This window comes from Pseudomonas sp. H26/SER47-MNA-CIBAN-0231 (genome assembly GCF_040310465.1).
Lineage (GTDB): Bacteria > Pseudomonadota > Gammaproteobacteria > Pseudomonadales > Pseudomonadaceae > Aquipseudomonas > Aquipseudomonas atacamensis.
Genome location: NZ_JBEOPW010000003.1, coordinates 269,584 through 294,635 on the forward strand (window position 1 = coordinate 269,584; position 25,052 = coordinate 294,635).

Sequence of the window (25,052 nt, forward strand, 5' to 3'; positions counted from 1 at the left end):
CGGCGTCAGCTGCTTCGATCACTCACACTGGAGGACAGTTTAATGCTTTCAGTGTACAGATCGTTGTACGACTACCGAGGGTTCATCAGTGGCAGCGTACAACGAGAGTTTCAAGCGCGGTACCGCAACTCCCTGTTAGGCGCGCTCTGGCCGATCTTCAATCCTCTGTCGATGATCGTGATTTACACCGTAGTCTTCTCCCACATCATGCACGCTCGCTTGCCTGGCGTGGATGACGGCATGGCCTACAGCATTTATCTGTGCGCCGGACTTCTGGCGTGGGGGCTTTTTTCAGAAATCACACTGCGCAGCCAGAACATGTTTCTGGATAACGCTAACCTGTTGAAGAAGGTCAGCTTCCCAAAAATATGCCTGCCAACGATCGTACTGATCAATGCGGGAATAAATTTCGCAATCATCATCGGGTTGTTTCTTGGCTTTCTACTCATCACCGGACGCTGGCCGGGCGTGGCATTGCTATCGCTAGTGCCGCTGGTTGCTCTGCAAATGATGCTCTGCGCCGGACTTGGCATGGTACTGGGCATACTGAACGTTTTTTTTCGGGATGTCGGCCAGCTGTTCGGTATCTGTTTGCAATTCTGGTTCTGGCTGACACCCATAATTTATCCCATCACCATATTGCCGGAGCCATTGCAGAAGTTGCTCCGATTCAATCCTCTGACCAACCTGATAGGCAGTTACCAGAATCTGTTCGTTTACGGCCAATGGCCGATCTGGAGTTCGCTGCTGCCAACATTCGTGACTGGCGCAGTGTTTTGCACAATGGGCCTGTACCTGTTTCGCAAACAGGTCGGCGCAATGGAGGATGAGCTCTGATGGGACATATTCGTGTTACACGGCTGGGCAAAGCCTATAGACAATATCCCAGTCGCTGGAGCCGTCTGATCGAATGGCTGACGCCTTTTTCACCATTGCGCCACCGCCAGCACTGGGTATTGAAAGACCTCACATTCGAAATCTCTGCGGGCCAAGCTGTGGGTATCGTCGGTGTCAACGGAGCGGGCAAGAGCACGCTGCTCAAGATGATCACGGGCACCAACCGACAGACTTGCGGCACCATCGAGCTTTCGGGACGAGTGGCGGCGCTGCTGGAGCTGGGCATGGGATTCCACCCGGACTTCACCGGTCGGCAAAACGCCGTGATGGCTGGCCAACTGCTCGGTCTGCAGGTCGAAGAAATCAACGCATTGATGCCGGAGATCGAAATATTCGCAGAAATTGGCGAGGCCATTGATCAACCGGTACGCACGTATTCAAGCGGTATGCAGATGCGCCTGGCTTTCAGCGTCGCCACAGCACGCCGCCCCGATATTCTTATCGTCGATGAAGCTCTTTCGGTGGGTGATGCATACTTTCAGCACAAAAGCTTCGAGCGGATCCGCAGTTTTCGCAAGGCCGGCACTACCCTGCTTATAGTCTCTCACGACCGCTCTGCCATTCAAGCGATCTGCGATTCCGCAATTTTGCTCGATGGCGGCCATATGGCGATGCACGACAGACCTGAAGCGGTCATGGATTACTACAACGCCTTGCTAGCCGAACGGGAGGGCCAAAGCGTACGCCAGGAAGTGCTCGACGGCGGCCAGGTTCAGACCGTATCGGGAACAGGTGAAGCCGGCATCCTTGGAGTGCGTTTGCTGGACGAATCCGAACGTTGTATCGAAGTTGCTGAAGTCGGCCAGTCTGTCGTATTGGAAGTAGAGGTTGAAGTCCGTCAGGACATCGAGAGGCTGGTACTTGGGTTCATGATCAAGGATCGTCTCGGTCAGCCCATGTACGGTATCAATACCCACCGCCAGAAACAGGCATTGGAAAATCTGCGTGCCGGCGAGCGCGTCATTTACCGCTTCGCGTTTGCAATGGGTCTGGGCAAAGGCAATTACTCCGTCGCCCTCAGCCTGTCGAGGCTGGACTCGCATCTGGACAAGAATTACGAGTGGCGTGATTTGGGCTTGGTGTTTCATGTCATCAACATTCGCCACGAAGACTTTGTCGGATGCTCATGGCTTAACGCTAAGACCACGGTGCGCCGTTATGTCGAAGCCGATTTGCTCGAGCGTATGCCGTGATTCGCTTACTGGTGGAATGCACCCACGTGTTTAAGCATCCGATGGTGAACTCGGGGATCCAGCGTGTGGTGCGAAATGTCATCAAACAATTGCCCGCCAGCGCAAAAGGCGTCGAATGCATACCTGTGGTTGTGCTCAATGGCTATCTGTATCGCGTGCTGCATCTCGCACCGCTCAATTCACCTTTCCTGAACAAACTTGAAAATTTTGGTGAACGGTTGGAGCGCCTGGCTCATCGCTTTTGGCAATGGCATCAACGACGCGACGCAAAATGCACTTCGAAACTGGCGCGACGGCTTTTGTACGTGGGCTACCGACTGACCTCCTTTAGCGCCTTCGGAATATCGCTGCGACTGATTCGACGGGTCAATCGCACTCAACTGCTCAAACGTTGTTTACCGCTGCAACACCAGCCGGGCGATCAATTGTTGTTGCTGGACTCCTCCTGGCACTCGGACTTTTTCGCTCAAGTAGAAAGGTTCAAGAGCGACGGTGTTGGCGTAATTGCCGTGATCTACGACCTTATCCCGCTGACTCATCCGCATTTTTACGAAAGCCGTCTGGTCGGGGTTTTCGGCGAATGGTTCGAGTGGATCACACGCACTGCCGATGGCTACATGGCGATTTCCGCCACAGTGCGCGATCAGTTGCGTGAAGAGTTGAAGTTCCGTATCGGCGCTGAAAAGACCGCCAAATGCTGGTTCGATTTCTTTCATCTTGGCTCAGAACTAGATCTCCATGACACAGAAGGAACAATCGAGCCGCACCTGATGCAACTATTCGTGACCAGCGATCCAGTGTTTCTGATGGTCAGCACCATTGAGCCGCGCAAAAATCACGCGTATCTGCTCGACGCTTTCGAACGCGCCTGGGCCGCAGGCTCCACTGCGCATCTGTGCATCGCAGGAAAGATCGGCTGGAAGTGCGATGCATTGCTGACCCGGGTAAGCAACCATTCAGAACTGAACCAACGACTGTTCATGTTCAACGACCTCAGCGACACTAGCCTTGAATATGCATACGCTCATGCCAGTGCACTGGTTTTTCCATCGTTCGTCGAAGGCTTCGGTTTACCATTGGTGGAAGCCATGCAGCGAGGCTTGCCGGCAATGGGGAGCGATATAGCAGTGTTTCGTGAAATCGGCGGAGATTTTATGGCGTACTTTGACTTGCAGGACCCGCAAAGTCTCGCCAATCTGATTTGCTGCTTCCAGCGCAGCGGGCAATTTCCAGCTGTCCGCGACGTTGTCGATTGGCAATGGATTAGCTGGCGTGAAGCCAGCCTGCAACTAGTCGAACGCAGCGTACACCATTTGTTGGAAGTGCCTGAGGCGCTTCCCATGCAGTACGCATCTTGCCCTTGACGCAACGGTTCAACAGCGACTGCGCACCGGGATGCGCCATTCACCCCATTCCTGCAGATTTTGCTTGCCCGCTCAGCATTGCTGAACAACCTGTCTGGCGCGGCCTCCAGAGTGCGGCTGCGCAAATCAGACTGCGGTTTGCAACCCGGCCACCGTGCGCGGCATAGCGACAAAACCCGGCAACGCTTCGATCCGTGCCAGCCAGGCGCGAACATTGGCGTAGTCATCCAGCGAGACATTGCCCTCCGGCGCGTGAGCAACGTAGCTGTAGGCAGACACGTCAGCGATGGTCGGCTCTTCGCCCGCCAGATACGCCGTTTTGCCCAACTCCAGTTCCATGACCTTGAGCAGGTTGTGCGCACGGCCAATGACTTCCTCGGCATTCAGTTGCGCACCAAACACCGTGATCAGGCGTGCCGCCGCCGGGCCAAACGCAATCGGTCCCGCCGCTGCCGACAGCCAGCGCTGCACACGCGCTGCGCCCACCGGGTCGGTCGGCAGCCAGCGTCCGTTGCCATATTTCTGCGCCAGATAAACCAGAATCGCGTTGGAATCAGCCAACACCACGCCATTGTCATCAATCGCCGGCACTTGGCCGAAGCTGTTGATCGCCAGGTACTGCGGCTGCTTGTGCTCACCCTTGGCCAGATCGACGAAGATCAGCTCGGTCGGCAGTTGCAGCAGCGACAGCATCAACTCGACGCGGTGGGCGTGGCCGGAACGTGGGAAGTTGTAGAGTTTGATCGCTTGCATGGTCGACTCCGCTGGAAAGTGACGTCGCTACGGGGATGAGCGCGCCGATGGAGTCATCATCTATGGGTTGCCGGAACAACAGAATAACCAGCCACTGCAATCGATTATTTCATCTCGTGCAATAACGCCGCAGCACTCAAGGCCGGATGCTCACGCAGCGCCTTCACGGCGAAGTCGACAAAACTGCGGATCCGCGCCGGTGCCTTGCGCCCGCCCTGATACACCACATGAATCGGCAACGGCGGCAATTCAAACTCGGCGAGGACGATTTCCAGCTCGCCCGCTGCGACCTTGTCCGCTACTTGATAGGACAGCACTCGCGTCAGGCCCAAGCCTTTTCGCGCGGCGGTGATCGCCGACTGATTGGCCGTGACAGTCAGGCGCGGTTCGGTGCGCACACTGAGTGCTTCACCGCCGTCGAGAAACGGCCAGTTGCGTTGCTGACCGATCGCCGACGTCGCCACCACCGGCAGCCCGGCCAATGCCTGCGGATGCTCCGGGCGGCCGTGTTCAGCCAGAAACCCCGGCGAAGCGCAGATTACCCGCCGCACTTCCCCAACTCGGATCGCATGCTGATTGCTGTCCGGCAGCTCACCGATGCGTACCGCGACATCAATGCCCTCCTCGACCATGTTGACGACCCGGTCCAGCAACAACGCGTTGATCGACACATCCGGATAACGACAAAGGTAATCGGCCATCACTGGCGTCACGAACAGATCGCCAAACAGCACCGGCGCAGTAATCGTCAACTGCCCGCGCGGCAAGGCATGGCTGCCTGCCGCCGAATCCTCGGCCTCCTGCACCTCGGCAAGAATCCGCCGGCAGTCATCGAAATAACGCTGCCCGGCTTCGGTGAGATGCACGGTGCGCGTGGTGCGCACCAGCAGCTGCGTACCGATATGCTGCTCCAGCGCCGCCACCGCCCGGGTGACACTCGCCGCCGACAGACCCAGACGCCGCGAAGCCGCCGAAAAGCCTTGCTCCTGGGCGACGACAACGAAGATCTGCATTTCCTGAAAGCGGTCCATGGGATTCCTCGGCGGCGGATACGACAATCGCAGCCGAGGCTGCGATTGGGGAAGCTGGTTACCAACAACATAGTTTGACACAGCCCCTCAAGTAAACCGGGGGCTGTAGGATGATCCGGGATCCACACAACAGCAACATAGATTGACACAGGCGCGTCACATTTCAAATACGGTGCTCGATTGGTAACAACATAGATTGACACAACAGCGTCGGCGTTCATTCATGCCGAAACGCTATGTGAGCGCGACTTGGCACTTACCCGTTTGGAATAGAGTTTTTCAGCACAGGCTTAGTGCGGTGTCTAAATCTGTGCGCAACCTTCGGCCGGCCCCCATCAGCACGTAAACGGTGTTTTTTGTTAGAAACAAGCAGTCGTGGATGTAGGAAACACCCAGTGTCGTTTTGACCCAATCACCAGATGCGAAGCGGCCTTTACTGTCTTGGATAACGGTCGAAGCGTAAACGAGAGCAGGAATTAGCTCTCTATCCGTAATGGCTTTCCGCTGACTTGTTGTGACGGCGAGATCCAATATCGCCCAATCAGTAACAAGACAATAGGCACGGGAAGGGAAATGCAGGCGGGCGAGCGCTACAGCATCTGGGGTGGTGAGTTCGCATCCGTCTATTTTCTCACCATCAGAAAGCACTGAAATATAATCTGCCAAATTCATGACTACCTCCTGCCGATCAAAAAACCGATTCGAACGAGAAGCTCAAAATGACATGCCCTCCGACACTTGAATCAGCATTTCTTCGACTAGATGTGTGCCAAAGGTTGTAGCGACCATCGATGACGGACTTTCTCCCAAAAAGCGGGCTTTGGGTTTGGATAGCCATTGTTTGGCCTTAACTTTGTCACCGAAGATCACCTCGGCCATGGCGGTTATATGTACAAACCGGAAAAGGCGATCGCTCTCAGGCAGCGTTAAAAGATGATTGGCTGACAATCTTGTTTTTAGGGTTTTGGGGTGAATGATTCTGTCGCGCTCTTCGTCGCTTAAGGTTCCATCATCACAAAGCATTTTGATCAGGCTGACCGAGAAGCCAGCTACTATCATGTCGTGAATGTCCAGATCCGAGGCATTGACAGAGATATGAAGAAGCCTCTCCAGACGCATGCGATATGCATGATAGGCATCCTGACGCAGGACGCCAGAAACCATGGGCCGCACTGATGTTGCGTTGTGCACGGGCGTTAGCACTAATGTGCCATTCGCTACCGTTAGCTCCAGGTCGTCCCCAATACCTAACCTCATTTGGTCAAGCAACTCTTGAGGCAGATCGATGATGATGTCGCCAGTGCCGTCCTTAGTTTTTTGGCACTTGACTATCCAACGCTCGTTTTCACTCATGATCGTCCGGCCCTCATCCGCCATCAGAATGACACACATCATTATGCTTGGGCGCAGAGCTGACCAAAGGAATCGGCGATCCGCTGACCGACAGGCACTGCCGCTGCTCGAACGCCGGATAGCGAGTGAAAGGGCAAAAATGGGTCAACGGCAATACCTGCCTTTCCACCTTCACATGGCTAAGCCTGAGCGTGATCAGGTAACTACACGAAAGGATATGACATGCACCCTGATGAGCTTTATGTTTCCGTCGATGTCGAGACGTCTGGGCCTATACCAGGCGAATACAGTCTGCTCTCCATTGGAGCGTGTCTTGTAGCCCAACCTGAAACGTCCATCTATCTTGAACTACGACCTGACAGTCCGAAACACGACCCCGAAGCGCTGGCAGTATCGGGGCTGAGTTTGGAGAAGCTGGAGCGCGATGGCCTCGCTCCGCAACAGGCGATGCTGGCATTTGATAAGTGGCTGAAATCGTCCTGCAAAACGGGGCAAAAGGTCATTTTCGTAGGACTCAATGCACCGTTTGACTGGTCATTCGTCAACTATTACTTCCACAAATACTTGGATACCAACCCCTTTGGTTTTACCGCTATCGACATGAAGGCCTACTTCATGGGAGCTGTAGGTTGCAGCTGGCAGGAAACAAAATCATCCAAGATGACCGCTGCGCTGAAGCCACTCAGCGAACCGAACCATAACGCATTGGATGATGCTCGCTTTCAGGCAGAGCTCTTCGCGCTGATGCTGGCGGGTAAAGGTAACCGCTGACGTGCCTCCCATGGCACCGACTTGAAGCTTATCTAAGCCAGGTTGCCTCAACATATCTGCCGCCCCTGAACGACCAAGCCTTGATGCCTTCTGGTTTTTCGGACTTGCCAACGATAACGGCTATTGGGTGCGGCAGATCCTGCGTGTAACGCGCAGCAAATCTGGAGAAACTTCCTATGTCTGCCGGAGAAATCACCGGAACAGATTGGGGATGCGTATGCCAATAGCCCACCAGACGTAACCCTTGTTCGTTGGCAGCTTGGATCTCCTGACGGCACCGCTCCGCATCCAACTCTAGCCAAGACCAGCCTGACCGATCGGCGCGATGAGGCAACGTGGCCACGGCCAGCAGCAACCCTTTCGGATTAACCGGGTTGACGAATAACTGTCCCCCTCGCTCCACGCCAAAAAGGCCCTGCCGATGACTATCCAAGATGTCCGCGACAGCTTGCGACACCAATAGCTCGGAATCCACCTCCGCCCATCGCCAGCGCCAAGCGATATCCGTCATACCATTTCATCCTTAGGTTCCGGCCATCCGCGCTCGAGTAGGAGTTGCTGCGCCCCCTCTGGCAGTTTGGGCCCACGGTATTGGCCTCCTAGGCTCGGCACATCTTCAGGCCTGTAGATACTGCTGACCCAAGATGCAGTGGCAATGTTGCCGGTCAATGCGCGTAAAGCCGTGTGCGACACCATAGAGGCAATATTGGTCATCCCCAGTGATCCGCCTGGAATAAAGCTCTCCCCACACGCCGGCAGTGGAACCACACCGCCTCCCGGCCACTCTGTAAACTTATGAAGAAAATCGCCGATGTTCGTGAATAAATGACGGCCATCAAAGGTACCGGCTGGTGCGAATAGCGCGTGGCCTACCTGGGTATACGGTTCGCTCCAGGCTTGTAAAAGTCCCCAAGAAGCGCCGCTGGATTTGGCTCGCCATACAGTGACCTCCGACTGCCAGTCTGCTGTCGTGATCACCACAAGATCTGCGTTATCGAACACTTCTGGTTTGCTGCTCATCACTACTTCGGCGAAAGTCGAATAAGCGGTGCACTCTGTAGTCGGAAGATCTAACAGAATCTTGTCCCTCAACGCTGAGGCTTTCAGCCTCCCTAGGCTATCCGCTCCCAGAACGTGCCTACCCAGATTGGCTGACACCAGAGTGTCAGGATCGATGAGGGTAAGGTGGCCAACACCGGAGCGTGCCAATTGTATTGCCACCGCACTGCCTAGCGAGCCAACACCAACGCAAACTACCCGAGCATTTTCGAGGCGCTGTGCTGTGCCGCTTATATCGCGGGACAGAATGGACGCTCGATCAAGCACGTCCAGGGTAGTTGCTCGGACGAGCGCCGGTGGATGTGCATTTGCGATAGCTGGCCGGCGCCGCGCTGTACGCAGGCCAAACTTTGCCCCCCGCTCCTGCTGTACGCCGAGCGAGCGTACATTTAGGCAATATGTTGGAGCATCTGCCCCTCCTGGAAGCTCCAGAACAATCCATCGACTCGCCAACGTTCCATTCAGCTCAAACCATGCCAGCAATTGCTCGGCATCGTCGGGTTTAAGGTGGGGCGTTAGCCACGGCAATAAATCTTCTGGATCCGGGGTGCGGATATCCGGATAAGTCTGAAGCTTGACGTAAAAACCGGGAGTTTCGGCCGCGCGAATGACAGCGGAACGCCCGACAACCCGTCGGTAATGCCCTTTGAGTGCAGCTACGTTCGATGCTAACCAAACCGTTTCCTGACCGGATGGCACAGCCCGGCGCGGATCGCTGAGCGCAAACAACTGCGAGGCAGCCTGAGGTCGATCCAACAGTAAGAGGTTCTGGAATGACTGACCGTGCTGAAAAGACCAGTAGGTAGTGATCTCATTCTGAAATTCGATATCGCGCGTTGCCTGGCTTGATCCCATCTTGGACAACGAAACGATCTGTGCCAAGCGAGCAAGGCTGTCCTCTACCACAACCTCCGAGGAACCCATGATGGGGCGCTCCTGAAAGCCATGAAGGCAAAGCCCCGACTTGGTGGCATGCGGCCAAACCAGCCATGGAGAGGGTTCGACGTTCAGCCGCAAAAGCCCACGGGGAAAGTTGGAGGGGAAACCAATACGCAGTCGCCGCTCCTGCCCCGTGTAATCGATGGGCAAGGGAAAGTGAAAGGACGCCGCTTCGTCAGCCCGCATGGGTGCGGGCTGGAGCAATGCATCGGCAGCGTCCTGACCTAGGGCATTTCGCAGTGCGACGATTCCGCGCTGCAATGGCGTCGTAATAGGATCAGCCAAGGCGTCCAACTGGCTTTACGCTCGACTGAGACGTTCCGCCACCGCTGGCCCCTCCGAAGAGCGAACCCATCGAAGCAGAGTTTCGAGTAGTGCCATCCGGTCGGCCGGGCATGGTCCAATTCGCAGGGATCTCATTGTTCACTGCCGTAATGAGCGCCGGTGCAATACCGAAATTCTTTTTCACTGCCTCGGCGAAGGAATCGTTGGATTCAAAACTTTCCAAACCCAGAGACACAGATGCACTGGCGTCCGCATGCCACTTGGCAAATGCTTGGCGATAACCTTGTCCCTCGCCCGGTCGATTCCACTTCTCTGCAAAGTTTTCGCCGTTATCGGCAGGGTTGCAGACAAAGCAATCGCTACCTCTTTGCGCGATGTGCTGCGGCATTCTGCGAACGATTTCCAAAATTGCATCGAGCGGCGCCAAGGGCTTCGACTGCGATTCCTTCACGACATCCAGGTATGCGTGAGTCGCCAAAGTGGTTATGACAGCGGATATGGGGCGAGTATCAGCGCTCCTTGTGTTGATGGCCCATTCATCGCGATGCCGCTTGAGCAGTTTTATGGTCGCACGCAGGGGATCTTGATCGATGTAATCCTGATAATGCGGCAAAGGATCTTGTGTCGCGGCATCGAGCATCCGCTGGCTTTTGGCAATTACCAAGCTTTCAAGAGAGATTTCCTGGGCAGAGGCAACCTGTAACCAATTCGAGTAAGGGATAGGGCTGCTTGCTTTCCACCCTGTGACCCGATCCGGAACCTCCAGCTTACCCTCGCCGTTTGCTTCGCCATTTCCGTTGATCGCGCGGGCAGGTGTGACATCAATGTGGAAACCTGGATTTTCGTCGGCATAAACGATCCGGATGCCACGACGTAATTGCTTAACTTCTTCTTGAACGCGGGAGCCCTCCCTAAAACGCTGCTCAATCACTTCTAGAACTTCCTTCGCACTAGCGCCTTGAGCGTGAGGGAGCCAGATAATCGCGTCCGCATCAATGGTGTCCAGATCCGCAGGCGCACCGGGGATTGGCTTGATGGTCGTTTTCAGCCGCATCGAGCCTTGAACGAAGATATGGGCCTCAGCGAGCAGCGGGTTGTCGGATGCCGAGAGGATTTTTTCCAGTTGGGAGTAGCGGTCATTGATTTTTTCGTACTGCGCTTCCGACAGCGAGATTTCCCGCGCGGCGCGAAGCAGAAAATATTCCCAACTGCTGCGCTTGGTCTGTTCGTTGCTCAATAGCATCTACCTAGCCTCCTGGGCCACCGAGCCCAATTGCAGTGTTTGCGTAAACCGATCTTGGTTTTCTTTGTCCCGATCGAAGATCAGGTACGTATGTTGGTGCTGCGTTGTGAGCAACGCGCCAAACTCGATGGCCAATGCAGCAGGAATAGCGGCGAAGACGTGGATAGGGGTAGGAGTCAGAGCTTCAAGCTGGCTCAGTCGTATTTGAAGTGCGTCACGAAAGGCATGAATCACCCGACGGTTTTGTACCATCGCATAGCTTGGCTCTGGGATCGACAGCTCTGCTATACGTGCACCGGGCAGAGCGTCGATCACGTCTCGAACTGGAACTTGCGCAGAAATGGAGAGCACTAGCGCCAGTGGCCCGTCGCCGTCGGAGGGAGGTGTAAACAAAAAAACGGGCGGCTCAGCGGACTGATCGGGCCAGCGCAAAAGATGCTCGCGATGAAAGGAGAAGATCAAGCGCTTGGAACGGTCGCCGATACTCTGGCCCAACATCATCAAAGCCGGAATGTCGGCCAAGCCTACCACTGCTAGCGCGGGCGAGTCTCCATAGGTGCCGCCGCGACGCTTGAGTTGCTGCTCCAGCTCATACTGGACACTGTCTTTGATGTTCTGCCAATAGGTCGCGTCCCTACCTCGCGGTCCGGGTGCAGGGAAAGTGATTTTGATGCCTTGATCGAAGGCGATAAATCCCTCAGCAGACATCGCAGTCAACAGATCGCGAACGGGAATATCGGTGACAGTCTGGAAATGCTGACTCTGGACGATGAGAGGAATGGCTCTGCCACCATCGGGGGTCGTTGCGGCGAGTCGGATGCGTTCCATGTACGCTTGGTGTAAACCACTCAAATCATTTTCAGGGTAACCATCTGCGTCACGATCAATTTTGTCATGACAGCCTGGGCACAGGAGCATCAGGTTAGCGGTATCGTTGGTATGCGCCTCAGCGTCATGATCTGCGCGGCCCCGAGGCCCCTTCGGACTGGCGGGTAGGATATGCGCCACTTCGCCCCATTTCATCGGTTTGCCGGCACGATAGTCGAACGTTAGATCTGTACCACACAGTTCACAATGACCAGCGGCCTGTATCCACACGATCCGCTTCGTCTCATCATTCGTGTTAAAGCGCCCGCTCGCGACTTTAGCGTCTTCTTGCTCTGCCATTTCGACCTACCCCCGAGAAACATCCATGAAAAAAACGATGATGGCCAGATAAAATCATCTTAAGGTCATTCACCCCAAATACAAGAAAGATCTGAGAGTGGCGGAGGCTGAATCGTCTTAAGCACCAAGGTCGTATTTGACCCCAACGGAAGGGGGAATGGCGGCGTCGTTTTATGGTAAATGCGACTTATTAAGAGCGCTGACCACAGCGTATGTACTGAAATTAGCGAGTTTATGTGAAAGAGATAAACTCGCTAATTTGCGTACACGTCTCTTCAGTGATCGCACAATTCCTGTCTTAAGCTTGTCTGCTCCGTCTTAGAATATACCGAAGAGGTGATCTCGTACCCTCGAGCCCCATAGCTAGGAAAAGCGAAGCAGCCGGTATGCGCGCCGTTTGAAAATGCATCAGTCGCTCTTTCCGGCCGTTCAGAGATGTCAGCCAATGGCTGTAAGCATGAAGCTTAGGCATTGGTCGAGTAACGATTTGAGCCGTTCCCAGCCATGGATAAGCTTAGATGATTTCGTATCTAGTACGTACATGTCGCTCGGGGAGGACTCGTCGCTAGCCGCTGGCAAGCCATGGTTCGTGTCCCTCCCACCTACGAAGTAAGCGTAATACATTCTGGATTACCAACAGGCTCCCACCTCACCGCGAATACAGCCACCCACGTATTGGCTCGGCGGACATCATTAGCTTCGCAGTTGCGTCAAAAAAGGCGTTTCGTTGGACCGATACGATCTGAGCGCAGATTGCGTGTGAATACCCGGTGCGCTGCGGATCATAAGGCTCCCATGAACGTTAAGGTAGCAAACAAGATCTGCACATCAGCTGACACGCGCTCCAAATAAAGGCAATTTTAAAAAAGCAGATTTACATTACAAAATTGTAATTTTCTGATCATGTCCACGTTATCTCCAGATTGCAACGATACAGCTCGGCGACGATGCGGGAGGCACATCCTGCTTTCTGTAAACAATAATTCCAGCCGAAGAGCTTTCTAGTTCTGCCGAACCTAAGGAGTGATGTATGAATAACAACACGAAATTTTCGATGGCCGCGTTGGCGATCGTTGTCAGTTCTGGCCCGTCCACGGTATTTGCGGAAGAAAAGGCCGAAGGATTTGTGGAAGGCAGCAGCCTTACTGTTCTCAACCGAAACTATTACTTCAATCGTGATCATCGCAACGGCCAATCGAGTGCAACGGGCAACGGTTACTCCGAGGCCTGGGCACATGCCATCATTAGTAAATTCGAGTCCGGGTTTACTCAGGGCACTGTGGGTGTCGGTGTTGACGCGTTCGCCATGATCGGATTGAAACTCGACACAGGTGACGGGCGTAATGGTGGCCGTAGTTCGTTCGATGTACTACCGGTCAATAGTGATGGGCAGGCTAGAGACGAATATACTAAAATTGGAGGTGCAGCAAAAATTCGCGCCTTTGACACGGTAGTAAAGGTCGGCGACGTATTCCCATCTAACCCAGTCGTTGCCGCTGGTGACTCCAGACTTCTACCAGAAAGTTTCACAGGCGTAACGGCGACAAACACCAGCTTTGACGGATTGACTGTTCAGGCGGGCCGCCTTCACGCTATGAGCCAGCCAACTTCCAGCAATATGCGCGACAATTTCGCGACATTTTATGCCGGACCTGTTAATTCACCGTGGGTCGGCTACTTTGGCGGTGACTACAATCTGAACAAGAATGTGATCGTTAGCCTCTACTCCAGCCGCCTTAAAGACGCCTGGAATCAATATTATGCCGGCACGGGATTAAACTATTCGCTTTCGGATGAACTCTCCGTATTCGGCGGCTTGAACTACTACAAAGCCGTCGACGAAGGCAAAAAATTGCTAGGTGAATTCAACAATAATATTTGGAGTGCTAAAGTCGGCGTGAAGTATGGCGCACACTCTGTCGCATTGTCTCACCAACGAAACAATGGTAACGACGACTTCGACTACCTCCGCCAATCGGATTCCATTTTTCTCGACAACTCAATCCAATACAGCGATTTCAACTCGCCTAAAGAGCGTTCATGGATGGTCCGATACGACTTGGATATGACGACATATGGCGTGCCAGGACTGTCGTTTATGACACGTTACGCCCGTGGCACCGATGCCGATTACTCCAACGCTAATGGAACCTACATGCGACGGGATGCAGAGGGAAATCCGCTGACCGATCAGAAACGCTGGGAACGCGATATTGAGGTGAAATATGTCGTTCAGACCGGATCTTTGAAGGACATGTCTTTCCGCCTGCGCCAAGCAAACACTCGTGCTACAGCGTTTGAATCTGACCTTGATGAAGTACGTGTGATTGTTGAGTATCCATTAGCTGTCATGTGACATCGAACGGGATGACTCGCTGTGCGAGCGTCCCGTCCTTCGAAAAGTTACAGAAATGTCATTTTTCAATCATCTTCACGTTAGGTTATGTTTTTTATACTTATCGTGAGTTGATAGAATCTTAGCTAGCGCATCTGGCTGGGGTTCTATGGATGAGTAGCTAGATTGTGAAAATCCAAACTCAATGCTGTTCAGTTGTCATATCCATTCACCTTTGGAAGCTCCTTTGCTCCTTTGGTAAGGTGAATTTTGAGACGCCCTTCGGGGCGTCTTTTTTTGCCTTTCAGAACTCGAACAAACAAAAACGCCCGACACCTTTGACTAACGAAGCGGGTCGCGCGTTTAATTGTCATATGACAGCGCAGGTATTAACCGCCTCGCCTACGGCAGTCTCCAGCTACAGTGTAAGTGATCGTGTTTAGTTGCCCTACGGAGTCTTCATAAGTCATTGCGGCCGGCACTACTGCGCAGATTTTCGCAGGCCGCACCACACTGATCACCTTTACCACATCCACCTTCATTCCATATTCATATCGCTTCGGTACCGGCGCGCTTTTTCCTTGGCTGACTGCGTACTTCTCCATAGCTTTGGTGTTGGCAGCCATCATTTTTTCGAAAGCCTTATCTCCTCCCCCCTCTGCAAACACGCTTGACGAGACAGCTAAAACTCCGAACAAAGCTAAAATGTTGATAGATTTCATATTCAGCACCTCAACTAATACAGTCAAGATAATATCAGGCTAATGATTGCGACCGGGTGGCGCTAAAATTACAAGTATGTAATCAAACCGGCAAAAAAAACCCGCCACTAGGAGCCTAGGGGCGGGCTGATTCCAAACTGCATGGCTACGCTTACTTAGCCTTCTCATTCTTTTCGTCACTTGACACCACTGAGGCATTTTTTCCTTGTTTCGCCACATACTTCTCCATTGCCAGATCTTTTGCCGCCATCATCTTCTCGAATGTTCTGTCTCCACCGCCTTCCGCCATAGCGAATGAAGAAAGGGCCAAAGCGCCCGCAACAGCAAAGATTTTAGTAAGTTTCATTCTGACACCTCATATAGATAACGCTATTAGGGTATCAATGCGAACCTATCATCACGGTGGCGCTCAGATTACATATTCGTAATCGTTCCTGGTATAAAAAACCCGCTGATGAACAACCGCAGCGGGCTCAAAACCAAAAGAACTATTGGGTTGTTGTTCTCCCTTCTGCGGGTTCATCTTCATCGTGGCGGTGCACCCATTGATAGAGCGCAGGCAGTATTAACAGCGTTAATGCAGTCGAGGACAGGATGCCCCCAATCACAACGGTGGCCAGTGGTCGTTGAACCTCTGCCCCGGTGCCAGTGGCCAGAGCCATAGGTATAAAGCCGAGGGAAGCCACCAAAGCTGTCATCAATACCGGACGAAGCCGCGTGAGGGCTCCTTCATTGATAGCAGAATTTAACGAATACCCCCGCTCTCGAAGATTGCGAATGAACGCTATCATCACCAAACCGTTCAGCACCGCAACCCCCGACAAAGCAATGAAACCAACACCCGCCGAGATCGATAGCGGGATGTCACGTAGCCACAAAGCCATGACCCCTCCAGTCAACGCGAATGGAATACCGGTGAATACCAGGAGGCCGTCCTTGAGATTGTTGAACATCATGAAAAGCAGGGCAAATACAAGGAGCAGGGCCACCGGGACAACGATTTGGAGACGTTTCGCAGCCGACTGGAGTTGCTCAAATTGCCCACCCCAGTTAGTCCAATAACCAGCCGGCACCTGTACCTCTCGATCAATAGCGCTGCTGGCCTCTTGAACAAAAGAGCCTATATCCCGACCTCGCACGTTAGCGCTTACGATTACCAGACGCTTACCATTTTCGCGACTGACCTGGTTCGGCCCAAGCACCAGATCGAGAGTTGCCACTTCTGAGAGGGCAATAAAACCAATCTGTTCTGCATTGCCATTGACCAGCGCCGGTACTGGAATCAGCAACGTAGACAACCCTTCAATGTCCTTGCGCATGGCATCGGATAAACGCACAACCATATCGAAACGACGGTCTCCTTCATACATCGTACCCGCTTGGCGACCACCAACCGCTACCGCTATGGTGTCCTGTACATCACCAACATTCAGGCCATAACGCGCGGCCTTGTCACGGTCGATGTTAATGGTAAGTACTGGTAGCCCTGTGGTCTGCTCGACTTTGACCTCTGAAGCTCCTTCGACCTTCTGCATAGAGGCAGCGATTTTCGCAGCTGTGCTGTTAAGCACTACCATGTCATCACCGAAGACCTTAACGGCTACGTCACTGCGCACGCCTGATATCAGCTCGTTGAAACGCAATTGAATTGGCTGCGAAAGCTCATAGTTGCTGCCGGGCATCGCGGCCGTAGCCTTTTGAATATCCGCGACTAACTCATCCCGGGATTTGTTCGGGTCAGGCCATTGATCCTTAGGCTTAAGCATCACATAGCTGTCAGAGATATTCGGCGGCATTGGATCGGAGGCAATCTCTGCGGTACCGGTACGAGCAAAAACTCGCTCGACTTCAGGCACTTTTGCCAGCACTAGCTTTTCCAAACGCTGCTGCATTTCTACCGATTGCGTCAGACTGGTGCCCGGCACGCGTAGTGCTTGCAGGGCAAAATCCCCTTCGCTGAGGCTCGGTACAAACTCACTTCCCATTCGACTGGCGACAACCCCGCACACTGCAATGAGGCCTAGTGCCATGGCAAAGGCTACTGATCGGTGGTTCATGACCCAATCCAGCGCAGGTGCATACATCCGACGCGCGCCACGCATGATCACGTTCTCTTGTTCCTTGACCTTGCCAGTTACGAACATGGCAATCGCCGCAGGAACAAAGGTAACGGACAGCAGCATGGCGCCCAGCAGGGCAATTACGACTGTAAACGCCATGGGGTGGAACATTTTCCCTTCAACACCGGTCAGGGCAAAAATCGGGAGATACACGACCATGATGATCAACTGACCGAAAATCAATGGGCGGCGCGCTTCCTTTGCCGCTGCAAACACTTCATGCATCCGTTCGGAACGTGTGAGGATACGTCCATGGTGCTGTTGTGCATGAGCCAAGCGCCGGATCGCGTTTTCGACAATCACCACCGCTCCGTCAACAATGATGCCGAAGTCCAACGCGCCGAGACTCATCAGGTTGGCGCTGACTTTGTTGGTGAACATACCGGTGAATGTGAACAGCATGGCCAAAGGAATAACCATGGCAGTGATCAATGCGGCGCGAATGTTGCCCAAGAACAGGAACAGAATTGCGATGACCAGGATCGCACCTTCAATCAGGTTCTTTTTGACCGTGGCAATCGCCTTGTCCACGAGATTGGTACGGTCGTATACCGTGACCGCCACCACCCCCTCAGGTAGTGACCGATTGACTTGCTCCAGTTTGGCGGCAACGGCCTGAGAGACGGTTCGGCTATTTTCACCGATCAACATGAACACAGTGCCAAGCACGACTTCACGACCGTTTTCGGTAGCGGCCCCCGTACGCAGCTCACGGCCGATATCAACTGTTGCCACATTCTTGATGCGGATCGGCGTGCCATCGACGTTGGCCATCACGATGTTGGCAATGTCGTCGGTGGTTGCCACCTGCCCGGGAGCACGAATCAGGAGTTGTTCACCACTGCGTTCAATGTATCCGGCACCGACGTTGGCATTATTCCGTTCCAGCGCCGTCACAAGATCAGTCAGAGTCAGCTTGTACGCCGCCAAGCGTTTTGGATCGGGAGCAATTTGATATTCTTTGGCGAAACCACCAATGGTGTTGATTTCGGCGACGCCGGGAACGTTGCGCAACTGAGGTTTGATAATCCAATCCTGGATCACCCTCAAGTCGGTCGGGGTGTAAGGGCTGCCGTCCTCTTTAACGGCGCCTTCTTTTGCCTCGACTGTCCAGAGGAAAATCTCACCCAGGCCGGTAGAGATCGGCCCCATGACCGCTTCCACGCCCTCGGGTAATTGCTCCTTGGCCACCTGCAGTCGCTCATTGACCAATTGCCGGGCGAAAAACAGGTCGGTGCCTTCCTTGAATATCACGGTGACTTGCGACAGACCTGAGCGTGAGAGCGAACGCGTTTGCTCAAGAGCTGGCAAGCCGGCCATGGCGGTTTCGATGGGGAAGGTGATTCGCTGTTCTGTCTCCAGTGGCGAGAAACCTGCGGCACCCGTGTTGATCTGCACCTGGACGTTTGTAATGTCGGGTACTGCGTCGATCGGAAGTTTCTGATAGCTGGCGATGCCGAGGCCAGCCATGAGAAGAACCGCGAGCAGCACGATGATGCGTTGCTCGATTGCAAATTGGATCAGGCGTTCGAACATAAGAACCTTCTCGTGGAAATGGCGGATCAGTGGGAGTGTTCAGCCGAGGCTTTACCCAGCTCTGATTTCAGAATGAAGCTGCCGGCAGCAGCGACTTGAACACCGGGCTCCAGGCCCTCTGTGATCTCAACCAGACCCGCCGCACGACTGCCTATTTCCACCGGCTGCGCCTTAAATCCGTCATCAGTTCGAACGAAAACTGTCGGTTTATCCTCGACCGTCTGGATCGCCACTTCTGGCACCGCGACTTTCGTCTGCCGGGTATCGGTATCTACCAGCACGGTAACGAACAGTCCGGGACGCCAGGCGCCTTTCGGATTGGGTAGGGTCACGCGGACCGTGGCGGTACGGGTCTGCTCGCCCAACAAACTTCCTACGTAGGCCACGGTGCCGGTGACTTCGGCACTTAACTCTGGGGCATTGACGGTGACGGACTTGCCCACCAGCACCTTGTTCAAATCCTTGGGGGAGACGCCAAAAGTTACCCACACACGCGACAAGTCCGAGAGAGTGAAGGCATTGGTGGTTTCACTGACAACCTCACCAAGGCCCAAGTGTTTCTCAACCACGACGCCATCGAACGGCGCACGCAGCTCATACCGGTTGCCGCCGCTGGCTACCGAGCTGCCACTGAGTACGCTGATTTTTTGACGGGCATTGCTGAGGGCGATTTCAGCTTCTTGCAGAGCCTGACGGGCTTGAAGGAAATCTTGTTCGGCAGAGATTTTGTCTTGCCATAACTGTCGCTCACGCTCGTAGGTGGTACGCGCCAACTCCAGACGACGTTGCGCTGCGGCTTGCTCACTACGCTGATCAGAAATTTGCTGGCTGGCGATCACGGCTAGTAGCTGGCCTTTTTTCACCGGCTGGCCAAGATTGACATGTACCGACTCGACGACGCCAGGCACTCGGGGCACGACATGGGAAGTCCGGTCGTCATCGAACCGGACTTCTCCTGGGAAGGGCAATGACAGGCTGATGCTGTGTGCCTTTGCTTCGGCCAACTGGATGCCAGCCGCGCTAATCTGCTCCTCGCTAAGTGTCAGGTGACCTTCCTCCTCTTCGCCCTCGGCATGTTCGCCTACAGCTGTTGACCCACCGGCATCCTTGTTGCCGTCGTCATCGTGGCCATGCTCCTCATGAGGCTGAGCTTCGGCGGACGGTGCAGACGTTTTACCAACCCAGAATGAGCCGATTCCCATGCCCACCGTCAGGGTCAGCGCGATCACAAAGATTTGTTTTTTATCCATGGAAACTCCCTACGCAGCTCAATCGGGCAGTCACGGATTAGCGTGACAATGCAGTGCTGAGCAGCGGTACAAAAGCGTTATATGAAATTCACTGGGAACGAGTTAATTGAGTGACATCACCGAAAACTCGCTCAATGCGCACCCAGGCGTCTGTTGCCTCTGCAATGGCCTGGATGTATTGGTTACGTGCGCTGATCAACGTGCGCTGTGCATCGAGCACATCCAGGAAGTTGAACTTGCCCATTTCGAAACCTCGGGTCGCGGTGTCGACGGCATTTTGGGCGGCAGGCAGGATGGTTTGATTGAAAGAGGTAACTTCGGTGTTCGCCGTCATCCACTGATCCAGAGCGATCTGAATTTCTGTACGCAGGCGTAACTCGCTTGAATTGCGAAGGTCGCGGGCCTGATCGGCTCGGCGGGCTGCTGCCAGTACATTGCCTTGATTACGATTGAACAACGGAATGGGCATCGACAGCCCCACAACGTTCACACGCTCGCGTTCTCGTTCATCGTATTGACTGCCCACACTTACGGTGAGATCTGGAACACGCTGAGACTTCTCCAGATCAAGAGAAGCTTCACGCTGATCAATTTGTAGTTTTGCCAATCGTAATTCGGCAGTTTCACCGATGCGGTTGAGCAGCAGTGACGGTTCCGGAACGTTGGGCATTGGCCGGTCTGACTCACCGACGGATTTAAACGAAGGCAACGGTGCGCCCATTACGCGCGCAAGCTGCTGATAGGCATTTGCTTCGTCGCGCTCAGCACGCCGCAGTTCTAGGCGCACTTCAGATAACTGTACCTCTGCTCGTGTACCTTCGATGGGGGATGATTTACCACTATTAATCCGTCCTTGAGCAACACGAACACCGCGCTCGGCAAGCACAAGGGATTGACGCGATAAGAGCAATCTCTGCTGGGCCGTCGAGGCGCTAGAAAAGGCCTGGATGACTTCTGCACGTAGAATATTGCGTTTACGCTCCAATTCAATACTAGCCGCGTCTTGGGCTCGACTGGCAACGTCTATCCTAGCTCCGCGCTTGCCGCCAAGCTCAATCGGTTGGTTGATCATTACCGTCGTAGTGCGCGAGCTCCGTCGGGTATCTTCAGCTTCCCAAGAAAGCTCGGGGTTGGGAATCAAACCCGCTTGTTTTCGATCTCCTTGGCTGATACCAATTTCCCATTGTGCTGCCGCCAAATCGGGATTGTTAGCAAAGGCCGATTCCAGTGCCTGATCCATGGTCAGCGTCTGAGAAGACGAAACTGCGGCAAAACTGGTGTCTGCCATTAAGAACATACAACTCAAGCCTACAACTAGTAAGGACTTTTGTATGTTCAAGGGTGCAGTTAACTTTCTATGCGGACGCAATTTCATAGTTCCTTCAACGCCTATTCTCTATACGTAAATGTAAAGTTTTGCACTTATCAGCAAGGTGACTGAAAAATTACAAATACGTTATCCAACGATGCAGCTATTTTTTTTGCACTAGCATAGGAGGAATGAAAGATTCGAACGTGGGGGCAGCAATATGCCGAAACAAATACCAACCTGGTATCTGCCGAACAGCACTTGTCGATTTTGGTTAACCATGTGTGGCGCTTGCCCAGTGTTCGATTCAACGGTCAAAGTGCGACACGTTGTCGCAAGGAGTCGCTGTGATGGCTCAAGACCGGGGGTTTAAGCTTGACCCTGTAGCGGCTACAGGCTTTAAGATCATTATTTAATATCTAATGCCGGATATCGGTAAGCGCAAAAAATTAAATGGTTTCGAATTATATAATTCTTCTCAGAAAATAAAACAATAACACTTCTGACCCAACTGACTTCCTATTGAAGAGGGCGAAATATCATGCGAATCCTTGTAATTGAGGACGAGCCTAAAACTGCCGAATACTTGCATCAAGGGCTGACAGAAAGTGGCTATATAGTCGACCGTGCGGTAACCGGAGCAGATGGACTTCATCTTGCACGTCAACATGTCTATGATTTGGTGATACTCGACGTTAATCTTCCAGAACTTGATGGCTGGGGTGTTCTTGAACATCTGCGCCAAAGCAGCAATACCAGGGTGATGATGTTGACGGCCCGGGGACGGCTTGCGGACAAAATTCGCGGGCTCGATCTGGGTGCTGATGACTATCTGGTTAAACCGTTTGAGTTCCCAGAGCTGCTTGCCCGAGTACGAACCCTTATGCGTCGAAGTGAACACATTCCTGTACCGCAGGTACTCAAAGTAGCCGATCTGGAGCTCGATCAAGGGCGCCACCGTGCCTTTCGTGGCGCGCAGCGTATAGATTTGACGACCAAGGAGTTCGCGCTTCTGCATCTACTGATGCGTCAGACTGGAGAGGTACTCTCACGAACCCAAATCATCTCCTTAGTGTGGGATATGAATTTTGACTGCGACACCAACGTTGTAGAGGTTTCAATCCGTAGATTGAGGGCCAAAATTGACGATCCCTTTGATAACAAATTGATCCACACCCTTCGCGGGGTTGGTTATGTATTGGAGGCACGCGAATGAAGCCGGCGAGCCTGTCAATGCGACTAGGTTTGACGGTGAGTATCTTGGGGGCCTTGTTAGTGGTGTTTCTGGCTATATTGGCCTTTTTCGCGCTTACGCATGAGCTGGATAAATTGGCGAAACATAGTCTGGAAAAGAAAATGGAGCAGGTGGAACACAGCCTCTCATTTTACGAGGATATGGCGGAGGTGAACTCGAAACCGCACTCCTTGCTGGATCAAGTCATGGGGCACGACAATCTAAATTTGTCCATTTATGACCTGACAAACCTCAGGACGCCAGTACTAAAATTCGGAACTGGTTTATCGGATCCACGAATCGAATTGAAAGCTGCTAATGCCGCCATCGACAATCTCTCATATTCTTCAAATTCCGATAGTGAGGGTCGACACTTCCTCACCGCATACAAACTCATCCGATTGAAGAATGGTAAAAATGTCGCCGTTTTGCTGTCCATGGATAGTGCGAACGATGAAGCATTGCTCAGCGCGTATCTTCGATCGACGATCATTGCTCTACCGCTTTTACTGATACTCATTGGAATTAGCGCTTGGGCTGTGGTGCAACGAGGGCTCTCTCCCCTCAGAGAATTTCGAAAGGTCGCCGCCATGATCTCGGCCCAAGATCTCAGTCATCGTCTTTCAGTGGTCAAAATGCCTCAGGAACTGAGTGAACTGGCCCATGGTATCAATTTCATGCTCCACCGACTCGACAGTGGTATTCAGCAGCTGTCGCAGTTTTCCGATGACTTGGCCCACGAATTACGTTCCCCAATCACCAATTTGATGGGGAAGGCACAAGTGACACTATCTCGGGAGCGACCTGCAGAAGAGTACAAAGCGGTGTTGGAGTCTTGCACCGAAGAGTTGGGCCGAGTCACCCGGATCGTCTCGGATATGCTCTTCCTCGCTCAAGTCAGTCATCCAGCGGCGCTCGTCCCGTTCGAGACAATTACGTTAGAAGATGAAGCATTGAAGGTCGTCGATCTGTTTTCGCTGTCGGCGGAAGAAAAGCGCATCAGCCTAAGCGTCGCCGGAAACGGCAAGACCATTGGCGACAGGCTGATGATTCAGCGAGCAATATCGAATCTGCTGTCGAACGCTATACGCCACTGCCCGGCCGGCCAATCTATTTCAATTGTTATCGAAAGCCATGCCGAACGAGTCTCGCTACTTGTAGGCAATCCAGGCGCAGGAATCGAACCTCAGCATCTGACGCACTTGTTCGACCGTTTTTATAGAGTCGACACCAGTCGCTCCCGTGCGGAAGGTGGGACTGGTCTTGGCTTGGCGATTGTCAGATCGATCATGAGTCTTCATCAGGGAACAGCGGAGGTTCAGAGCATGCCTGGTAGCATTACTGTTTTCAGGCTGAACTTTCCAAACCTCGAGGGACAAACTTCCTGGCAGCAGGCAAGACGGGTTCAGGGGTGAGTTTCAATATCAAGCTTGCATAATCCGCACTCAAATCCCCACATACCTCTAGAAATACTCTGGTGGTGTAGGGGGCTTCCCCTTACGTGCCCTACCATTGACATGGGCTGTTCGCGACGTATCTTACTAGTGCTGCATACCTTCGCTTTCTTCGAGCCCTTCATGAAATCGCGAATCCTCTAATTGAAGCGTCGTATGGCTAATATGGAACGCTTCGCTCATAAGGTGCGTTACTTCAGCTAATATTTCCTGCTCGGTGCGGGAGAAACGTTGGACGACAAGGTGTGCACTCATGACATTCTTGCCGCTGGTCAAAGCCCAGATATGCAAATCATGAATATCTTCAACGCCTTCAACCGCCCTTATTCTTAGCTCCACTTCAGCGATATCGATGCCCTCTGGAACCCCTTGCAACAGGATATTCATGCTTTCTTTAAGCAAGATCCAAGTTCTGGGAAGGACCCATAACCCAATAGCTGCGGCAACGATCGCGTCAACCCAAATCCATCCGGTAAAGCGAATGATCAATGCGGCTCCTATCACGCCTATGGAGCCTAGCATGTCACTCCAAACCTCCAGATAAGCACCTTTGACGTTAAGACTTTCGTCACTGGCAGACATCAGCAAGCGCATTGAGACAAGGTTCACAACTAGCCCAATCACTGCCACGATCAGCATGCCTATCGATTCTATTTCTGTCGGAGTTTTAAACCGCTGGTAGGCCTCGTATAGGATGTACACCGCCACCATGAACAACAGAATCGCGTTGAAAGCAGCTGCGAGAATCTCAAATCGTGCATATCCGAATGTCCTTTTTTTATCCGCAGCGCGCTTGGCGATCTGAATAGCGACCAATGAAATAGCTAATGCAGTGGAATCGGTCAGCATATGAGCTGCGTCCGATAACAACGCCAAGCTGCCGGTAATGAAAGCCCCAATGACCTCTGAAATCATAAAACTCGTCGTTAACGCTAGAGCGATCCACAGTTTTTTCTCATGTCCTGCACGTGCTTGACCGTGACTATGACCAGCGCTCATATGTCTCTCCATGGGTGTAAGCGGATGCGACAACGACT

At 53.2% G+C, this 25,052-nt stretch carries 21 protein-coding genes; 7 read left to right on the forward strand and 14 right to left on the reverse strand.

The window, feature by feature from the left end:
* Positions 1-42 precede the first annotated feature (42 nt).
* From AAEZ10_RS06550 to AAEZ10_RS06560, 3 genes are read left to right on the forward strand one after another with little or no spacing between them, the layout of a single operon-like run.
* Complete coding sequence (locus AAEZ10_RS06550) at positions 43-837, forward strand: ABC transporter permease (protein WP_122705447.1); 795 nt, start codon at positions 43-45, stop codon at positions 835-837.
* Positions 837-2,090 carry an ABC transporter ATP-binding protein gene (locus tag AAEZ10_RS06555; RefSeq protein ID WP_122705446.1) on the forward strand — a complete coding sequence of 418 codons (1,254 nt, stop codon included), beginning with the start codon at positions 837-839 and terminating at the stop codon, positions 2,088-2,090. Before AAEZ10_RS06550 ends, AAEZ10_RS06555 begins: the two co-directional genes overlap by 1 nt.
* Entirely contained in the window at positions 2,087-3,454 is a 1,368-nt protein-coding gene (locus AAEZ10_RS06560; protein WP_122705445.1) for a glycosyltransferase family 4 protein, read from the forward strand. Before AAEZ10_RS06555 ends, AAEZ10_RS06560 begins: the two co-directional genes overlap by 4 nt.
* A 126-nt stretch (positions 3,455-3,580) precedes the next feature.
* On the opposite strand, the gene AAEZ10_RS06565 is transcribed toward AAEZ10_RS06560, so the two are convergent.
* The 4 genes from AAEZ10_RS06565 to AAEZ10_RS06580 form a co-directional block, all read right to left on the reverse strand.
* Positions 3,581-4,207 carry a glutathione S-transferase family protein gene (locus AAEZ10_RS06565; RefSeq protein WP_350568498.1) on the reverse strand — a complete coding sequence of 209 codons (627 nt, stop codon included), beginning with the start codon at positions 4,205-4,207 and terminating at the stop codon, positions 3,581-3,583.
* 104 nt (positions 4,208-4,311) lie between these two features.
* Positions 4,312-5,238: a LysR family transcriptional regulator gene (locus AAEZ10_RS06570; protein ID WP_041476539.1), complete on the reverse strand. Its 927-nt coding sequence runs from the start codon at positions 5,236-5,238 to the stop codon at positions 4,312-4,314.
* Positions 5,239-5,517: 279 nt separating this feature from the next.
* Entirely contained in the window at positions 5,518-5,910 is a 393-nt protein-coding gene (locus tag AAEZ10_RS06575; RefSeq protein WP_024014887.1) for a DUF6957 family protein, read from the reverse strand.
* Between the two features lie 42 nt (positions 5,911-5,952).
* Positions 5,953-6,591, reverse strand: coding sequence for an antitoxin Xre/MbcA/ParS toxin-binding domain-containing protein (locus tag AAEZ10_RS06580; protein ID WP_230383555.1), 639 nt, complete (start codon positions 6,589-6,591; stop codon positions 5,953-5,955).
* 222 nt (positions 6,592-6,813) lie between these two features.
* Between AAEZ10_RS06580 and AAEZ10_RS06585 the strand changes: the two genes are divergently transcribed.
* A complete protein-coding gene (locus AAEZ10_RS06585) occupies positions 6,814-7,362 on the forward strand; it encodes a 3'-5' exonuclease (protein WP_024014889.1) in 549 nt (182 codons plus the stop codon).
* 28 nt (positions 7,363-7,390) lie between these two features.
* On the opposite strand, the gene AAEZ10_RS06590 is transcribed toward AAEZ10_RS06585, so the two are convergent.
* Genes AAEZ10_RS06590 through AAEZ10_RS06605 form a run of 4 tightly spaced genes read right to left on the reverse strand, consistent with a single transcriptional unit; the run spans position 7,391 to position 12,055 of the window.
* Positions 7,391-7,873 carry a Mov34/MPN/PAD-1 family protein gene (locus AAEZ10_RS06590; protein WP_024014890.1) on the reverse strand — a complete coding sequence of 161 codons (483 nt, stop codon included), beginning with the start codon at positions 7,871-7,873 and terminating at the stop codon, positions 7,391-7,393.
* The gene (locus tag AAEZ10_RS06595) at positions 7,870-9,654 is read right to left on the reverse strand and encodes a ThiF family adenylyltransferase (protein ID WP_024014891.1); all 1,785 of its coding nucleotides are present in this window, start codon (positions 9,652-9,654) and stop codon (positions 7,870-7,872) included. The genes AAEZ10_RS06590 and AAEZ10_RS06595 overlap by 4 nt, the downstream gene beginning before the upstream one ends.
* Positions 9,638-10,888 carry a nucleotidyltransferase domain-containing protein gene (locus tag AAEZ10_RS06600; protein WP_024014892.1) on the reverse strand — a complete coding sequence of 417 codons (1,251 nt, stop codon included), beginning with the start codon at positions 10,886-10,888 and terminating at the stop codon, positions 9,638-9,640. Before AAEZ10_RS06600 ends, AAEZ10_RS06595 begins: the two co-directional genes overlap by 17 nt.
* Positions 10,889-12,055 carry an SAVED domain-containing protein gene (locus AAEZ10_RS06605; RefSeq protein WP_024014893.1) on the reverse strand — a complete coding sequence of 389 codons (1,167 nt, stop codon included), beginning with the start codon at positions 12,053-12,055 and terminating at the stop codon, positions 10,889-10,891. It lies immediately after the preceding gene.
* 1,030 nt (positions 12,056-13,085) lie between these two features.
* Between AAEZ10_RS06605 and AAEZ10_RS06610 the strand changes: the two genes are divergently transcribed.
* Positions 13,086-14,411: an OprD family porin gene (locus tag AAEZ10_RS06610; protein ID WP_024014894.1), complete on the forward strand. Its 1,326-nt coding sequence runs from the start codon at positions 13,086-13,088 to the stop codon at positions 14,409-14,411.
* 368 nt (positions 14,412-14,779) lie between these two features.
* On the opposite strand, the gene AAEZ10_RS06615 is transcribed toward AAEZ10_RS06610, so the two are convergent.
* The 5 genes from AAEZ10_RS06615 to AAEZ10_RS06635 form a co-directional block, all read right to left on the reverse strand.
* Positions 14,780-15,112, reverse strand: a complete 333-nt coding sequence (locus tag AAEZ10_RS06615) for a DUF2790 domain-containing protein (protein WP_024014895.1) — start codon at positions 15,110-15,112, stop codon at positions 14,780-14,782.
* A 151-nt stretch (positions 15,113-15,263) separates the two neighbouring features.
* On the reverse strand, positions 15,264-15,458 hold the full coding sequence (locus tag AAEZ10_RS06620; protein WP_024014896.1) for a co-regulatory protein PtrA N-terminal domain-containing protein: 195 nt from the start codon (positions 15,456-15,458) through the stop codon (positions 15,264-15,266).
* A gap of 142 nt (positions 15,459-15,600) precedes the next feature.
* A complete protein-coding gene (locus AAEZ10_RS06625) occupies positions 15,601-18,768 on the reverse strand; it encodes a CusA/CzcA family heavy metal efflux RND transporter (RefSeq protein WP_350568504.1) in 3,168 nt (1,055 codons plus the stop codon).
* Between the two features lie 26 nt (positions 18,769-18,794).
* The gene (locus AAEZ10_RS06630; RefSeq protein ID WP_024014898.1) at positions 18,795-20,018 is read right to left on the reverse strand and encodes an efflux RND transporter periplasmic adaptor subunit; all 1,224 of its coding nucleotides are present in this window, start codon (positions 20,016-20,018) and stop codon (positions 18,795-18,797) included.
* Positions 20,019-20,106: 88 nt separating this feature from the next.
* On the reverse strand, positions 20,107-21,315 hold the full coding sequence (locus AAEZ10_RS06635; protein WP_024014899.1) for a TolC family protein: 1,209 nt from the start codon (positions 21,313-21,315) through the stop codon (positions 20,107-20,109).
* 553 nt (positions 21,316-21,868) lie between these two features.
* On the opposite strand from AAEZ10_RS06635, the gene AAEZ10_RS06640 reads away from it, so the two are divergent.
* Positions 21,869-22,543 (forward strand): heavy metal response regulator transcription factor, encoded by a 675-nt coding sequence (locus tag AAEZ10_RS06640; RefSeq protein WP_039593197.1) that lies wholly within the window; start codon positions 21,869-21,871, stop codon positions 22,541-22,543.
* Entirely contained in the window at positions 22,540-23,976 is a 1,437-nt protein-coding gene (locus tag AAEZ10_RS06645) for a heavy metal sensor histidine kinase (RefSeq protein WP_024014902.1), read from the forward strand. The genes AAEZ10_RS06640 and AAEZ10_RS06645 overlap by 4 nt, the downstream gene beginning before the upstream one ends.
* 126 nt (positions 23,977-24,102) lie before the next feature.
* On the opposite strand, the gene AAEZ10_RS06650 is transcribed toward AAEZ10_RS06645, so the two are convergent.
* Entirely contained in the window at positions 24,103-25,014 is a 912-nt protein-coding gene (locus tag AAEZ10_RS06650) for a cation diffusion facilitator family transporter (RefSeq protein WP_024014903.1), read from the reverse strand.
* Positions 25,015-25,052: the final 38 nt, after the last annotated feature.

Coding starts and splice junctions, on each gene's coding strand:
- AAEZ10_RS06615 (WP_024014895.1), bottom strand. CDS start 15,112: ATGAAATCTATCAACATTTTAGCTTTGTTCGGAGTTTTAGCTGTCTCG.
- AAEZ10_RS06565 (WP_350568498.1), bottom strand. CDS start 4,207: ATGCAAGCGATCAAACTCTACAACTTCCCACGTTCCGGCCACGCCCAC.
- AAEZ10_RS06600 (WP_024014892.1), bottom strand. CDS start 10,888: ATGCTATTGAGCAACGAACAGACCAAGCGCAGCAGTTGGGAATATTTT.
- AAEZ10_RS06645 (WP_024014902.1), top strand. CDS start 22,540: ATGAAGCCGGCGAGCCTGTCAATGCGACTAGGTTTGACGGTGAGTATC.
- AAEZ10_RS06625 (WP_350568504.1), bottom strand. CDS start 18,768: ATGTTCGAACGCCTGATCCAATTTGCAATCGAGCAACGCATCATCGTG.
- AAEZ10_RS06570 (WP_041476539.1), bottom strand. CDS start 5,238: ATGGACCGCTTTCAGGAAATGCAGATCTTCGTTGTCGTCGCCCAGGAG.
- AAEZ10_RS06635 (WP_024014899.1), bottom strand. CDS start 21,315: ATGTTCTTAATGGCAGACACCAGTTTTGCCGCAGTTTCGTCTTCTCAG.
- AAEZ10_RS06640 (WP_039593197.1), top strand. CDS start 21,869: ATGCGAATCCTTGTAATTGAGGACGAGCCTAAAACTGCCGAATACTTG.
- AAEZ10_RS06580 (WP_230383555.1), bottom strand. CDS start 6,591: ATGAGTGAAAACGAGCGTTGGATAGTCAAGTGCCAAAAAACTAAGGAC.
- AAEZ10_RS06605 (WP_024014893.1), bottom strand. CDS start 12,055: ATGGCAGAGCAAGAAGACGCTAAAGTCGCGAGCGGGCGCTTTAACACG.
- AAEZ10_RS06630 (WP_024014898.1), bottom strand. CDS start 20,018: ATGGATAAAAAACAAATCTTTGTGATCGCGCTGACCCTGACGGTGGGC.
- AAEZ10_RS06620 (WP_024014896.1), bottom strand. CDS start 15,458: ATGAAACTTACTAAAATCTTTGCTGTTGCGGGCGCTTTGGCCCTTTCT.
- AAEZ10_RS06650 (WP_024014903.1), bottom strand. CDS start 25,014: ATGAGCGCTGGTCATAGTCACGGTCAAGCACGTGCAGGACATGAGAAA.
- AAEZ10_RS06555 (WP_122705446.1), top strand. CDS start 837: ATGGGACATATTCGTGTTACACGGCTGGGCAAAGCCTATAGACAATAT.
- AAEZ10_RS06575 (WP_024014887.1), bottom strand. CDS start 5,910: ATGAATTTGGCAGATTATATTTCAGTGCTTTCTGATGGTGAGAAAATA.
- AAEZ10_RS06610 (WP_024014894.1), top strand. CDS start 13,086: ATGAATAACAACACGAAATTTTCGATGGCCGCGTTGGCGATCGTTGTC.
- AAEZ10_RS06550 (WP_122705447.1), top strand. CDS start 43: ATGCTTTCAGTGTACAGATCGTTGTACGACTACCGAGGGTTCATCAGT.
- AAEZ10_RS06585 (WP_024014889.1), top strand. CDS start 6,814: ATGCACCCTGATGAGCTTTATGTTTCCGTCGATGTCGAGACGTCTGGG.
- AAEZ10_RS06590 (WP_024014890.1), bottom strand. CDS start 7,873: ATGACGGATATCGCTTGGCGCTGGCGATGGGCGGAGGTGGATTCCGAG.